The sequence below is a fragment of the Cellulomonas sp. P4_D11 genome (assembly GCF_056401915.1).
Genome location: NZ_JBFUIK010000003.1, coordinates 1 through 13,474, shown reverse-complemented (window position 1 = coordinate 13,474; position 13,474 = coordinate 1). Strand labels below are relative to the sequence as shown.

The 13,474-nt window shown below is 70.7% G+C and carries 12 protein-coding genes and 1 pseudogene; 8 read left to right on the top strand and 5 right to left on the bottom strand.

Going from position 1 to position 13,474, the window contains the following annotated elements; all coding sequences use genetic code 11:
* The first annotated feature begins 22 nt into the window (after window positions 1-22).
* The 8 genes from rpmH (at window position 23) to AC1DT4_RS02605 (ending at window position 8,441) form a co-directional block, all read left to right on the top strand.
* A complete protein-coding gene (gene rpmH, locus AC1DT4_RS02640; protein WP_043601468.1) occupies window positions 23-160 on the top strand; it encodes a 50S ribosomal protein L34 in 138 nt (45 codons plus the stop codon).
* 11 nt (window positions 161-171) lie between these two features.
* Entirely contained in the window at window positions 172-537 is a 366-nt protein-coding gene (gene rnpA / locus AC1DT4_RS02635) for a ribonuclease P protein component (protein WP_477088214.1), read from the top strand.
* A gap of 7 nt (window positions 538-544) precedes the next feature.
* Window positions 545-841 (top strand): membrane protein insertion efficiency factor YidD, encoded by a 297-nt coding sequence (gene yidD, locus AC1DT4_RS02630; RefSeq protein ID WP_477088213.1) that lies wholly within the window; start codon window positions 545-547, stop codon window positions 839-841.
* Between the two features lie 21 nt (window positions 842-862).
* Complete coding sequence (yidC, locus tag AC1DT4_RS02625; protein ID WP_477088212.1) at window positions 863-1,924, top strand: membrane protein insertase YidC; 1,062 nt, start codon at window positions 863-865, stop codon at window positions 1,922-1,924.
* Window positions 1,925-1,957: 33 nt separating this feature from the next.
* Complete coding sequence (locus AC1DT4_RS02620) at window positions 1,958-2,470, top strand: Jag family protein (protein WP_477088211.1); 513 nt, start codon at window positions 1,958-1,960, stop codon at window positions 2,468-2,470.
* Between the two features lie 2,203 nt (window positions 2,471-4,673).
* On the top strand, window positions 4,674-5,351 hold the full coding sequence (gene rsmG, locus AC1DT4_RS02615) for a 16S rRNA (guanine(527)-N(7))-methyltransferase RsmG (RefSeq protein ID WP_477088210.1): 678 nt from the start codon (window positions 4,674-4,676) through the stop codon (window positions 5,349-5,351).
* 862 nt (window positions 5,352-6,213) lie between these two features.
* Window positions 6,214-7,284, top strand: a complete 1,071-nt coding sequence (locus tag AC1DT4_RS02610) for a ParA family protein (protein WP_477088209.1) — start codon at window positions 6,214-6,216, stop codon at window positions 7,282-7,284.
* Window positions 7,281-8,441 carry a ParB/RepB/Spo0J family partition protein gene (locus AC1DT4_RS02605; protein WP_477088208.1) on the top strand — a complete coding sequence of 387 codons (1,161 nt, stop codon included), beginning with the start codon at window positions 7,281-7,283 and terminating at the stop codon, window positions 8,439-8,441. The genes AC1DT4_RS02610 and AC1DT4_RS02605 overlap by 4 nt, the downstream gene beginning before the upstream one ends.
* Window positions 8,442-8,703: 262 nt before the next feature.
* On the opposite strand, the gene AC1DT4_RS02600 is transcribed toward AC1DT4_RS02605, so the two are convergent.
* The 5 genes and pseudogenes from AC1DT4_RS02600 to AC1DT4_RS02580 all read right to left on the bottom strand — a co-directional run.
* Window positions 8,704-9,654, bottom strand: coding sequence for a D-alanine--D-alanine ligase family protein (locus AC1DT4_RS02600; protein ID WP_477088207.1), 951 nt, complete (start codon window positions 9,652-9,654; stop codon window positions 8,704-8,706).
* 45 nt (window positions 9,655-9,699) lie between these two features.
* Window positions 9,700-11,046: an aminotransferase-like domain-containing protein gene (locus tag AC1DT4_RS02595; protein ID WP_477088206.1), complete on the bottom strand. Its 1,347-nt coding sequence runs from the start codon at window positions 11,044-11,046 to the stop codon at window positions 9,700-9,702.
* Window positions 11,047-11,142: 96 nt separating this feature from the next.
* Window positions 11,143-11,475: a thioredoxin gene (trxA, locus tag AC1DT4_RS02590; protein ID WP_477088205.1), complete on the bottom strand. Its 333-nt coding sequence runs from the start codon at window positions 11,473-11,475 to the stop codon at window positions 11,143-11,145.
* Window positions 11,472-12,467 (bottom strand): thioredoxin-disulfide reductase, encoded by a 996-nt coding sequence (gene trxB / locus AC1DT4_RS02585; RefSeq protein ID WP_477088204.1) that lies wholly within the window; start codon window positions 12,465-12,467, stop codon window positions 11,472-11,474. The genes trxA and trxB overlap by 4 nt, the downstream gene beginning before the upstream one ends.
* Window positions 12,468-12,569: 102 nt before the next feature.
* Window positions 12,570-13,474, bottom strand: a pseudogene (locus AC1DT4_RS02580) (hypothetical protein); the annotation flags it as partial.

Genomic DNA, 13,474 nt, shown 5'->3' with positions numbered 1-13,474 from the left:
CCCGATGTAGTTGGAGACTCTCGTGACCAAGCGCACCTTCCAGCCGAACAACCGGCGCCGGGCCAAGACCCACGGCTTCCGCCTGCGCATGCGCACGCGTGCCGGCCGCGCGATCCTGGCGGCCCGTCGCCGCAAGGGCCGCGCGGAGCTCTCGGCCTGACACCACCGTCGGTGCTGTCCGCCGCGCACCGCATGCGCCGCGCTGCCGACTTCGAGCAGGCGGTGCGCCGAGGTGCGCGCGGCGGACGGGACACCCTCGTGGTGCATCTGACGACACGGACCGATCACTCGCCCACCGGGCCGGTGGTCGGTCTTGTCGTGTCCAAGGCTGTGGGAACCGCTGTCACGCGCAACCTCGTGAAGCGTCGCTTGCGTGAGCTCGTCCGGGCACGGCTGTCGGACCTGCCCGCTGATGCCGGCATCGTCATCCGGGCGCTGCCCGCGTCGGCCGACCGGCCGTTCGCCCAGCTCGGCATAGATCTCGACGCCGCTCTGAAGACCGCGACCCGTCGGGCTCGTCGACGGACCGAGGCGTAGTCATCCCATGACTCTTCATACGGTCGTCCGCGCGGTGGTGCGTGCTCCGGCACAGCTGCTCGTTCTCCTGATCCGCGGGTATCAGCGTTTCATCTCCCCGATGACGCCTCCCACCTGCAAGTTCTACCCGTCCTGCTCGCAGTACGCCGTGCTCGCGGTGCAGCGCCACGGCGCGATCCGCGGGACCCGGCTGGCGATCTGGCGGCTGCTCCGCTGCAACCCGTGGAACCTGGGTGGCGTGGACGACGTTCCACCAGCACGGTCCGCTCACCGTCATTCCCACGTGGCTGCTGCCACGCACTGACCCAACGAGGAGTTCTGCCACATGTCGTGGTTCGACGGTCTGCTGAAACCGATCATGGTCGTCGTGGCCTGGATCATGGTCCAGTTCCACGCGCTCTTCTCCGCGATCGGGCTCGACCCCGCCGGCGGCGCTGCCTGGGCTCTGTCCATCGTGGGCCTGGTGATCGTCATCCGGATCGCGCTGATCCCTCTCTTCTTCCGCCAGATCAAGGCGTCGCGCGGCATGCAGCTCATCGCGCCGCAGATGCAGGCGATCCAGAAGAAGTACAAGGGCAAGACGGACCCCGCGTCCCGCGAGGCCCTGCAGCGCGAGACGATGGCGCTGTACCGGGAGAACGGCACCAACCCGTTCGCGTCGTGCCTCCCCATCCTGCTGCAGTCCCCCATCTTCTTCGCGCTGTTCCGCGTGCTCATCGAGCTCCCGCAGGTCGCGTCCGGCGCCTACCCGCCCATCGGCCCGATGTCCCCCGAGCTCGCGGCTCAGGCCGAGGCGGCCACGATCTTCGGCGCCCCGCTGTCCGGCACGTTCATGCAGGCCGGCGACAACTGGCACATCCGGGTGGTCAGCGCCGTCCTGATCGTCGCGATGTCGGCGACGACATTCCTCACGCAGCGTCAGCTGACCATGAAGAACATGCCGCCCGCCGCGCTGCAGGGCCCCATGGCGCAGCAGCAGAAGGTGCTCCTCTACGTCCTGCCGCTGATCTTCGCCTTCTCCGGCGTGAACTTCCCCATCGGTGTCCTCATCTACTGGACCACCACCAACCTCTGGTCGATGGGCCAGCAGTTCTACACGATCCGGCGCATGCCGGCACCGGGCTCGCAGGCCGAGCTCGCCATGAAGGAGCGCAAGGCTCGCAAGGCCGCGTCGCACGGCACGCTCATCGAGGACACGCCGACGTCGACCGTCCTCATCGAGGAGAAGCCGCGCGGCCAGCGGCAGCAGCCGAAGCGCAAGGACCGCAACAAGCCGCCGCGTGTCGTCACCGACGACGTCACCGACAGGCCTGTCCCGCCGAGCGACGGCGAACCCGACGGGCCCAGCTCCTCGGCGCCTGCCGCCCCCACCAAGCCAAAGAAGTAGCGCACCCGCGCGACGTTGATCGGGAGAGACTCCATGACTTCGACCCAGCCTGACGCCCCCGTCGAGACGGTCAGCACCAAGCGCCTCGAGGAAGAGGGCGAGATCGCCGCCGACTACCTCGAGGAGCTGCTGGACATCGCCGACCTCGACGGCGACATCGACATCGACATCGACCACGGTCGCGCCGCCGTCGAGATCGTCTCCGAGGACCCCGCTGACCGCTCCCTCACCCGTCTCGCCGGGCCCGACGGCGAGGTGCTCGACGCGCTCCAGGAGCTGACCCGTCTCGCGGTTCAGGCCAAGACCGGCGAGCGCAGCCGTCTGATGCTCGATGTGGCCGGCTACCGGGCCGGTCGTCGTGCCGAGCTCGTGGCCGTCGCGAACGAGGCGATCGCCCGTGTGCGGGAGTCCGGGGTTGCCGTGGCCCTGGACGCGATGAACCCGTTCGAGCGCAAGGTCGTCCACGACGCCGTGGCGAGCGCCGGCATGACGAGCGACTCGGACGGCGTCGAGCCCAACCGCCACGTGGTGATCCGTCCGGCGTGATGGTCTGAAACCGACCCGCTCAACGCGGACTGTCGAAGGGGTGGGCTCTGAGAGCCCGCCCCTTCGTCGTCCCGCCACCCGTCCCCGTGGACGCTCCATGACGCGCGAGCGATGCATGTTCCACGTGAAACAGTGATCGCGTCGAGTCGGGGCGCCAGGTCGTCGCCACGTAGCCGAAGCCGCTCATGCCCTGTGGGCCCTGGGCCCGCAGCTCGGTCTGTGCTTTGCTCGCCAGAGCTTGTGCGGCGGGAGCGCGCCCCGCCTCGGCGGCGTAGGTCGGTTCGTCGTGCGCCCTAAGTATGCCGTGGCCCGCGGTGGGCATCGTGACCGACGCAGCCCCGAACTGCGGCATGAATGTCGAGCTCGCGGCATTGCCGGGGTGCGGCACAGTCACGGCCATACCGGGGTCGCCCTGCGAGCAGGCGGCTGGCGTACGCGAGATCGGCTCGTCTGTTTCACGTGAAACTTGCCGGGCAGTGAGGCGCTGCTGCGGAAGGCGACCACCGCGCGTGGCGCTCGAAGGCACTCGGTCTCTACCGACGAGTGCTCGCGGGCCGATCTCGCGTTGGCGGTTGCAATAGGCGGTCGCGAGATGAGGTTCGCACCCACCCCAGGGAAGCGAGCGCGCCGCGGTCACCACACCTCGAGGGGCGCCGGCAATTCAGCAACGCGGGGCGCAGACGACCGTTCCGTCTGTGCTGCATTCGGTGGACCATTCCGGGCCCCGGACTCGCTCGGGGTCAAGGGCCCCAGAGACTGGACTCGACGGCCGACCCCGCCTACTTCCGGTCAGATGCTGCGCCACGAGGGGAGCCTGTGATCGCTGTGCGGTCCGGTGCGCCCGGTGCCCGAGCCGGCCAGTGGCGGCTCGCGTTTCACGTGAAACGAGCCGCTTCCCTAGAAGTTTGGGCCCGCGCGTCTGCCCGCAATACGTCGGGCCCGTACACGAGTCCGGTGGTCGGTCAGCAAGTTGATCTGGTCTGGGGGCGCCGCGTATACGGTGCCGGAGCGGTTCGCTCCAGGCGAGCCGTTGCTGCGGGCTGTTTCGACGTGGCTGGCCCCCCTCGGGGTCGACAGGGCCGTGGTCGGCCGGTCCGTGTGAGGCATCTTCGCTGTTTCACGTGAAACTGCGTCGGCTAGCGAAGTCGGAACACGAATGAAGCCGGCACACGAATGGAGGCGTCCTGTCCTCGCACAAAGCGGTAGGGAGGTCGACCTCGAACGGTCTCGCCTCGCGCGAGGTGCCGCTGGTTTGCAGTGGCACAGGACTCGGCAACCCGGCAGGTCGCCATGGGACGTGTGGCGGGTCTTCCAGAGGCGCCGCCATGGACAACCTCACCTTCCAGGGCTGGCCCCCTCACGGCACCGTCGACTCAGGGCTACGGGTGAAGCGCGCAAGAAACGTGGTGCGCTGAAGAAGATGCACAAGACCTGCCGCATCGTGGGCGCGCTTCGGTGCGCATTGGCCGCGACGGGGGGTGTCGGGCGCGTCGACGCGTGGGCGGCGTTTCACGTGAAACATGAAGCGGCCTCAGTGGGAGCCATAACGCGACCACGACCGCGCTCGTGGCAGCCCGATGTTGGCGGCTGCGGTGTTGAGCGGCCGCAGAAGGACGTGTCGACCATGTACGGAGAGGCTCCGTTCTTCCGCGCTTCGGCGCCGCAGTCCGGCAGTGGTGCCTGCGGGAGCTGGGCCTACGGCGGTGCGTCGTTGCCCGCGGGCCACAGGTTCGGTTCCTTCGCGACCGGAGAGAGCCGCAGGCCAAACGCGGTGCTGGGTGCGCGTGGCTTTGGTTCGCGTCCCTCAGTGCCCGGAGGGAGCTGGGCGCCGCGGCGGTGTCGTGGTGCACGTGGCTTCCGGTTCGGTCCCTTGAGGGCCGGTGACAGCTCCAACCTGTGGCGGTGCGCGTGGCGCACGTGCCTGCCGACTCGGGGCCCTTGGGGTGCGCTGCGGGAGATGGGGCGACGGCGGTGCATTGCGGTGTATGTGCTCGCCGATGCGAGGCCCCACGGCCCTTTCAACGCGTGCCCCCAGGTGACGTGCGTCGAAGTGCACAGTTCTCCGTGGCGGGCGGGAACTGGGGTGGTCGGGCACGGTACGGTAGGTCGGCGCCGGGCGCCTCGGGCGTCCGAGTCGGGCTCGCCGAGCGACGCGGCAAGCCGTGCAGCAGCTCGTTTCACGTGAAACCAAGGGGACCAGACGGTGACGGAAGCTCGGTCGACGGACGTCGACGGAGCCGACCCTCTGGACGGCGACGCACGGTTGGAACCATTCTTCGGCGACGCGTGGCCCCGGGTGCTCGGCTTCCACGATCTGCTGGTGCGGGAGGGTGAACTGCGCGGGCTGGTCGGACCTCGGGAGTTCTCAAGGCTCTGGGAGCGACACCTTCTGAACTCGGCGGCGGTGGTGCCGTTCCTGCCGACCTCCGGGCGGATCATCGACCTCGGCAGCGGGGCCGGCCTGCCGGGGATCGTCGTCGCGTCGATGCTCCCCGATGTAGAGGTCGTGCTCCTGGAGCCGATGGAGCGGCGAACCGACTGGCTCAGCGAGGTGGCGGGAGAGCTCGGACTCGGGAACGTCGTCGTCCGCCGCGGGCGTGCGCAGGATGAGCACGGGCAGCTCACCGCTGACGCCGTGACGGTTCGGGCGGTGGCGTCGCTGGAGAAGCTGTATCGCTGGGCGCTCCCGTTGTTGCGTCGCGGGGGATCGCTGGTCGCGCTCAAGGGTGGCCGGGCGGAAGAGGAGATCGAGGCGGCCAAGCATGTGGGCCGGAAGCTCGGTGGTGGCCCGGCGTCCGTGGTGGAGGCACCCACGATCGAGGGGGTCGAAGTGACGAGAGTTGTCCGAGTCGTTCGAGAGGCTGTTCCTGGTGTTCGGTAGGAAGAAGCGTCGGCACGACGAGCTGGTCGGCGACGAGAACGTCGCGGCCGACGGAGGCGCGACGGCGAATGACCCGAGCGCATCCCCGAGCGCTCTGGCGGAGGGTGGACAGCCCACGCAGGCGTGGGCGCCTGGGATCGTTGGTCCCGCGACCGCGGACCCTGTGACGGCGGACGGGCCCGGGGCAGTGTCAGCCCCACCAGCCCCTGTGACGAGGGATGAGCACGAGGCAGGGGCTTCACCTCTCGACACCGCCGGTGCCGGCTACCCGGGCGGCCCGCGCGTGTTCCAGCCTCCGCACGAGTCGACGACCGACACCCCGGATCTGCCGCTTGCGCCCGCCGTGCCCGCGGAGGGCCGGCGACCGTATGACGCTGCGAGCGTCGAAGCCCCCGTGACCTCAACTGGAGTTCCTCAGGCTGCACAGTCCGACCTCGGAGGCAGCGGCGAGGTCTCGTCGTCCGTCATGAGCGTGGAGGCCGGGAGCGTTGTTTCACGTGAAACGAACAGTGAGCAGCGCCCCTCAGCGATCGCGACGGCTTCGGACGACCACGACGGATCATGGGATGACCGAGTGTCAGGGCCAGAAGACGACACCGTAGTCGTGGACCCTCCCCGCTCCGGCGAGCGCGCACCCACCGCCAGCGCCGATGGCCCACGTGATGGTGAGGGAGGCGCCCACGACGATGGCACGGCCACAGAAGTGGTCGTCGCCGGATCGTCACTTGGGACACCCACCGAGGATGCAACGGCGAGGGTCGAGAGCGTCGACCCTCCTGCTCACGAACCGGCAGGTAACGCGCGTGTTCACGACGGCGAGGTTCGCGGCGAAGACGGGCTCGACCGTGACACCATCGCGCCCATGACGCCGCGCCACGAGCTGGACCCGGAAGAGAGTCGCCGCGCGGCGCTCGTCGAGAGCCTGCCCGCGGTGTCCGACGACACCCCGTTGATGGCGGAGCTCAAGCAGGACGCCCGCCGGCGGATCGAGCTCCGCGGGCGTCGGTTCCCACGGCCTCCGCAGACGCGAGTCATCACGGTCGCGAACCAGAAGGGTGGCGTCGGCAAGACAACGACGACCGTCAACCTCGCCGCGGCCCTGGCGCAGTCCGGTCTGAACGTCCTGGTGCTGGACAACGACCCGCAGGGGAACGCGTCCACCGCACTCGGCGTCGAGCACCGAGCGGGTACGCCGTCGATCTACGAGGTGCTGGTGGACGGCGCGCCGATCGCGGAGGCCGTGCAGGAGAGCCCGGACGTGCCGAACCTGTGGTGCCTGCCGGCGACGATCGACCTGTCCGGTGCGGAGATCGAGCTGGTCTCGATGGTCGCCCGCGAGACCCGGCTGCGGAACGCGCTCGACACCTACCTCGAGTGGCGGCTGGCGAACGGTCAGGAGCGGATCGACTACGTGTTCGTCGACTGCCCGCCCAGCCTCGGCCTGCTGACGGTCAACGCCTTCGTCGTCGCGCGCGAGGTGCTCATCCCCATCCAGTGCGAGTACTACGCGCTCGAGGGGCTGAGCCAGCTGCTGAAGACGATCCAGCTGATCCAGGCGCACCTGAACCCGCGCCTCCACGTCTCGACCATCCTGCTGACCATGTACGACGCGCGCACGAACCTCGCGCAGCAGGTGGCCAACGAGGTCAGGACCCATTTCCCGGAGCGGACGCTGCGGACGACCGTCCCCCGGTCCGTGCGCATCTCGGAGGCCCCGAGCTACGGACAGACCGTGATGACCTACGACGCCGGCTCGTCCGGCGCGCTCGCCTACCTCGAGGCCGCGCGCGAGGTTGCCGAGAGAGGCGCGAGCGGCGACGCGGACGTGCACGACGAGTCGACCCGCACGAACGGGCAGCGGCCCGGCCGCGATGCCCAGCAGACCACCCACGAACACCAGGCGGCCACGGCCGTGCTTCAGGAGGAACAGTGAGCGAGAAGCGACGCGGTCTGGGCCGGGGCCTCGGAGCCCTCATCCCGACCGGTCTCGACGGCCAGCGCCCCACGGGGGCGGAGCGACCGGTCGACGTGTTCTTCCCGGACCCGAAGCGCGAGAACGCCGAGCCCGCCACAGCCGAGAGCGGGGCTGCCACCGCAGTCCTGACCGAGCAGCGGCCCGTGGACGTGGAAGCGCCCGTGGTCGACGCGACGGCGGACGCACCGGCCGTCGATGGTGTGGAGCCCGAGCTGGCCACCGGATCGGCCGACGTGGACTCCGACACGGGCAGCGTCACGGAATCGCCCGACAGCGACGGCGACGGGCTCGTGCCCGTGCCCGGTGCGCGCTTCGCCGAGCTCCCGGTCGGCCAGATCCGGCCGAACCCCAAGCAGCCGCGCACGGTGTTCGACGAGGACGCACTCGACGAGCTGGTCGGGTCGATCCGCGAGGTCGGCGTCCTCCAGCCGATCGTCGTGCGGGACGCCGGCGACGGGTACGAGCTGATCATGGGCGAGCGCCGGTGGCGCGCGACCCAGGCGGCAGGCCTGGCGACGATCCCGGCCATCATCCGGGACACCGAGGACGCGGACCTGCTGCGCGACGCGCTGCTGGAGAACCTGCACCGATCGGAGCTCAACCCGCTCGAGGAGGCCGCGGCCTACCAGCAGCTGCTCGACGACTTCGGCTGCACCCACGAGCAGCTCGCCACCCGGATCCAGCGGTCTCGCCCGCAGATCTCCAACACGCTGCGCCTGCTCAAGCTGCCGCCGCTGGTCCAGCGCCGGGTCGCCGCGGGCGTCCTCTCCGCCGGCCATGCCCGGGCGCTGCTCGGGCTCAACGACGGAGCGGCGATCGAGCGGCTCGCCCAGCGGATCGTCGCCGAAGGGCTGTCGGTGCGGGCCGTCGAGGAGATCGTCTCGCTCGGGGGAGACGCGGAGCCGGCCGCCCGGCGGGCAGCGCCGCGGGCGGGAGTGAAGAACGAGGCTCTCGATCACCTCGCGGCACGGCTGTCGGATCGGTTCGACACCCGGGTCAAGGTGAGTCTGGGCAAGTCGCGCGGGCGCCTGACCGTCGAGTTCGCGTCCGTCCAGGACCTCAACCGGATCCTCGCCAGCCTTGCACCGGAGGACCCGGGCCTGCTCAAGGGCTGACCCCTGCGGCAGGGTCCCTTGTGAGTCCGCGCGGGCCGGCCGTCGGGCGCCGCAGGGTCGCCCCTGCCGGCTCAGTTCGTCGTCCAGCGGGGTTCGATGAGCAGGTCGCCGCACACGGAGCCTACGAGGAGCGGTCGGTGACCCGGCCGATCACAATTCGTACATGTGGCGTCGGCAGGCATGTACAGATCCGGGACTCTGCGACCGAAGCGGCCGGGACTCATGGCGTCCGCCGCCAGTCACTGGCGGGCGAAGCCGCAGGTCAGCGGGCCAATGCCGCCTCAACCAGAGCCCGGTACAGCTGGCCGAGAGACAGGCCGGCTGCCTCGGCGGCCTGGGGCAGCAGAGACGTCTCCGTCATGCCCGGCGCGACGTTGACCTCGAGGAACCAGACGATGCCGGCGTCGTCGACGATCAGATCGGTGCGGGAGAGGCCGTCGAGTCCGAGTGCTCGGTGGGCCGCCACGGCGACGTCGGCGACCGACGAGGCGAGGGTCGGTGAGAGCCGGGCGGGCGCGAAGTACTCGGTGCGCCCGGGGTTGTAGCGGGCGTCGAAGTCGTACGGACCCTCGGTGACGATCTCGACGGCGGGGAGCGCGACGGGGCCGCTGCCGGTGTCGACCACGCTCACCGCCACCTCGGTGCCGATCACGGCCCGCTCGACGAGGGCGGTGTCGCTGTAGGCGAAGCAGTCGACCATCGCCTGCGGGAGGGCCTCGGCGCTGGTCACCAGGGTCACGCCGAGCGCGGACCCTCCGCGGGACGGCTTGACGACGACGGGGAGCCCGAGCCGACCGACGATCGCGTCGAGCACCTGCCGGGCTCCCAGCTCACGGAACAGCGACTGCGGGAGCGTCACGAAGTCGGGCGTGGCCAGCCCGGCGCGTGCGGCGACGGTCTTGGCGATCGGCTTGCTCCAGGCGATGCGGCTCTCGCGGGGTCCGGTGCCCAGGAGTCGGAGGCCGAGCATCTGCACGACGTCGCGCACGGAGCCGTCCTCGCCGCTCGTCCCGTGCAGCAGCGGCCAGACGACGTCGGGCTGCAGCTGCACGAGCGCGGGGACCAGGTCGGCGTCCACGTCGTGCACGGAGACGTCGACGCCGACGGAGCGCAAGGCGTCGGCCACCCGGCGACCGGAACGCAGCGACACGTCGCGCTCGTGCGACAGGCCCCCGGCGAGGACGACGACGCGGGGCGACGATGCGGTGGTCACGGCAGGACGACTCCGATGGCGGGGTACGAGAAGCGAAGGTGCAGGTCAGGCTACGTCGGGTGCCGGCGACTGGACGTCGCGCTGCCCGACGGACCCGGTGGTGCCGAACAGCTCGACGAGCTCGCGCTCACCGGCGACGACGCCCGCGAGGCGGCGGACGCCCTCGCGGATGCGGTCGGGCGTCGGGTAGCAGAAGGACAGGCGCATGTGGTCGGCGCCGGAGCCGTCGAAGTAGAACGCGGTGCCGGGGACGTAGGCGACGCGGGCGGTGACGGCGCGCGGCAGCATGTCCTTGGCGTCGAGCCCCTCGGGGAGCCGTACCCAGGTGTAGAACCCGCCGTCGGGAACGTTCCAGGACGCGTCGGGGAGGTGCTCGGCGAGGGCGGCGATCATGGCGTCCCGCCGTTCGCGGTACTGCTCGCGGTACGACTTGATCTGCCCCTGCCAGTCGCAGGTGGCCAGGTACGTCGAGATCGCGATCTGTGAGGCGTTGGACGGGCAGAGGATCGCGGACTCGCTGGCCAGGACCAGCTTCTCGCGCACGGCGTGGGGGGCGACCACCCAGCCGACGCGGTAGCCGGGGGCGAAGGTCTTGGAGAACGAGCCGAGGTAGAGGACGCCGTCGTCGTCGAGCGACCGCATCGCCGCCTTGGGCTCGCCGGAGAACCCGAGCAGGCCGTAGGGGTTGTCCTCGAGCACGAGCACGCCGTAGCGCTGCGCGATCGCCAGCACCTCGGGTCGTCGCGACACGGACAGCGAGACGCCGGCCGGGTTGTGGAAGTTGGGCACGGTGTACAGGAACTTGACCCGGCGACCCTCGCGGGCGAGCGAGGCGAGCGTCGACTCGAGTGCCGCCGGGATGAGGCCGTCGGCGTCGATGGGCACGTGGACCACGTCGGCCTGGTACGCCCGGAAGACGCCGAGCGCTCCGACGTAGGACGGTGCCTCCGCCACGACGACGTCGCCCGGGTCGATGAAGATGCGCGTGACCAGGTCGAGGGCCTGCTGCGAGCCGGTGGTGACCACGACGTCGTCCGGGTGCGCGTCGATGCCCTCGAGCGCCATGACGTCGAGGATCTGCTCGCGCAGGGTCTCGTCGCCCTGGCCGGACCCGTACTGGAGCGCCTGCAGACCGCGGGTGGCCACGACGCGCTGGGCGAGGTCGCCGAGGATGTCCAGCGGGAGGCCCTCGAGGAACGGCATGCCCCCGGCGAGCGACACGACCTCGGGACGGTTGGCGACGGCGAACAGCGCGCGGATCTCGCTGGACCGCATGCCGTGCGTGCGCTCGGCGTAGGCACCGAGCCAGCGGTCGAGGCGCGTTCCGGTGCCGGCGGCGGAGGACGTGGGGGGGCCCGACGTCTCGCCGTCGGGAACCGGGTGCTCAGTCATGCACCCGAGTTTCGCACGCGACCGTCGATGGTCCGTGCACCGTCCCAGCGACACGAGAGCCCCCTGCCGCGCGGCGGGGGGCTCTCGAGCGAGGGGTCAGACGCTGGCGAGGACGCTCTCGATGTCCTCGGCGATCATCGACTTGGGGCGCGCGCCGATCACCGACTTCACCAGCTCACCGCCCGCGTAGAAGTTGAGCGTCGGGATGGACACGATGCCGTAGTCGCCCGTGACCTGCGGGTTCTCGTCCGAGTTGAGCTTGACGATCTTCACGCGCCCGTCGTACTGGGCCGCGAGCTCCTCCAGCACGGGCGCCACCATCCGGCACGGACCGCACCAGGGCGCCCAGAAGTCGACGATCACAGGGATCGTCGAATCGAGCACCTCGGCCTGGAAGGTGGCGTCGGTGACGGGGGCGGTGGCGCTCATCGGATCTCCTGTACGTACGACTCGATGGGGGGGACCGGCGCCACGAGGTCGCCGAGCGACGCCAGGAAGTGCTGGGCGTCGAGCGCGGCGGCGCAGCCGGAGCCGGCGGCCGTGATGGCCTGGCGGTAGGTGTGGTCGACCAGGTCGCCGCACGCGAACACGCCGGTGAGGTTGGTCGCGGTGGAGCGGCCGACGACCTGCACGTAGCCGTCGTCGTCCAGGTCGACCTGCCCGCGCACCAGCTCGGAGCGCGGCACGTGACCGATGGCGACGAACACACCGGTCGCCGGGTGCTCGCGCGTCTCGCCGGTCACCGTGTCACGCAGGGTCACGCCGGTGACCTTGTTCTCGCCGTGGATGGCGACGACCTCGGTGTTCCACGCGAACTCGATCTTCGGGTCGTTCAGGGCGCGGTCGGCCATGATCTTCGACGCGCGCAGGTGGTCCCGGCGGTGCACCAGGGTGACGCGCTTGCCGAACCGGGTGAGGAACGTGGCCTCCTCGACGGCCGAGTCGCCGCCGCCCACCACGATGATCTCCTGGTCGCGGAAGAAGAACCCGTCGCAGGTGGCGCACCACGAGACGCCGCGGCCCGACATGCGCTTCTCGTCGTCGAGACCCAGCTCGCGGTAGGCGGAGCCGGTGGCCAGGATGACGGCGCGCGCCTGGAAGGTCTCGCCGCCGAGGGTCTCGATGGTCTTGATCTCACCGGTCAGGTCGAGGGACGAGGCGTCGTCCCACAGGACCTCGGCACCGAACTTCTCCGCCTGCTTCTGGAGGCCCTCCATGAGCTCGGGGCCCTGGACGCCGTCGGGGAAGCCGGGGAAGTTCTCCACCTCGGTGGTGTTCATCAGGGCGCCGCCGGCGGTGACGGAACCCGCGATGACGAGCGGCGCCAGGCCCGCGCGGGCCGCGTAGATCGCGGCGGTGTAGCCGGCCGGGCCCGAGCCGACGATGACGAGATCGCGGATGGTGGTGGACTGCTCGGTCACGGGGACTTCCTTGCGGTTCGGCGTGCCGGAGACGTTCCGGCTGGGCTGACGGGATCAACCGATCCTAGGCGGGATCTGTTCCAGAACCCGCCCGGTGACGCCTCAGGAGAGGGCGATCTCCGTCAGCTCGAGCCGGAACGAGCCGTCGGGCATCGTCGGGAGCTGGGTGATCCACAGGACCAAGGACTGCGTCTCGGTGGCCGGGTTCAGCGTGAAGACGGAGTCCGGACCGAACGGGCCTGACGCCAGCACGGGTCCCGTGGTCGGGTTCGCCGCGTCGGTCGCACGGATCTCGACGTTGCCGCCCGTGCTGTTCGAGTGCAGCGTGACCGTGGTGACCGTGGTCTTGGCGGTCAGGGTGATCGCGTACCCGACGGCCGGCTTGAAGCCCGCGAAGTCGTCCCGCTTGTAGGTCTGGGTGTACCAGAACGTCGACGGGTCGCTGTCGAACGCCTTGGCGACGTCCTCCTGGTGCTCCCCGTCGTCGTCGGACGGGTCGATCGTCGTCGCCGACGCGATGACCGGGGCGCCGCCGACCGGGGCCGCGGGCTCCGCCGGGGGGGCCGCAGCGTCGGCAGGCGGGGCCGAGGCTGCCGGGGCCGAGGCGCTCGGCGACGACTCGTCGCTCGGGGTACCGGACGGGTCGAGGGAGGAGAAGAGCGCCTTGAACGCGAGGACGACCCCGACGATGACGGCGATCACGACGATGATCAGGACCAGCGCGGTCGGGTCGAAGCGGAGCCGGGTCGGCCGGGTCGAGGCCTCTTCGGCGCCGATGACGTCGCCGAAGTCGAAGGCGGACGGCTCGGGCGACCGCGCCGGCGGGACCGGTGGCGGCGTGGACGGCGGCGGGCCGGCCTGCGGGGGTGTGGCCGGAGGCACCGAGGGCGGCGTGTTCGACCCGGTCGACTGGGAGACGGGCCGGCGGATCACTGTGGGCAGCACCGGCGGCTCAGGGGCGGGCGGCGGCGCCTCGGGGGTCGGCGGCGCGGCGGCAGCTGCTGCGG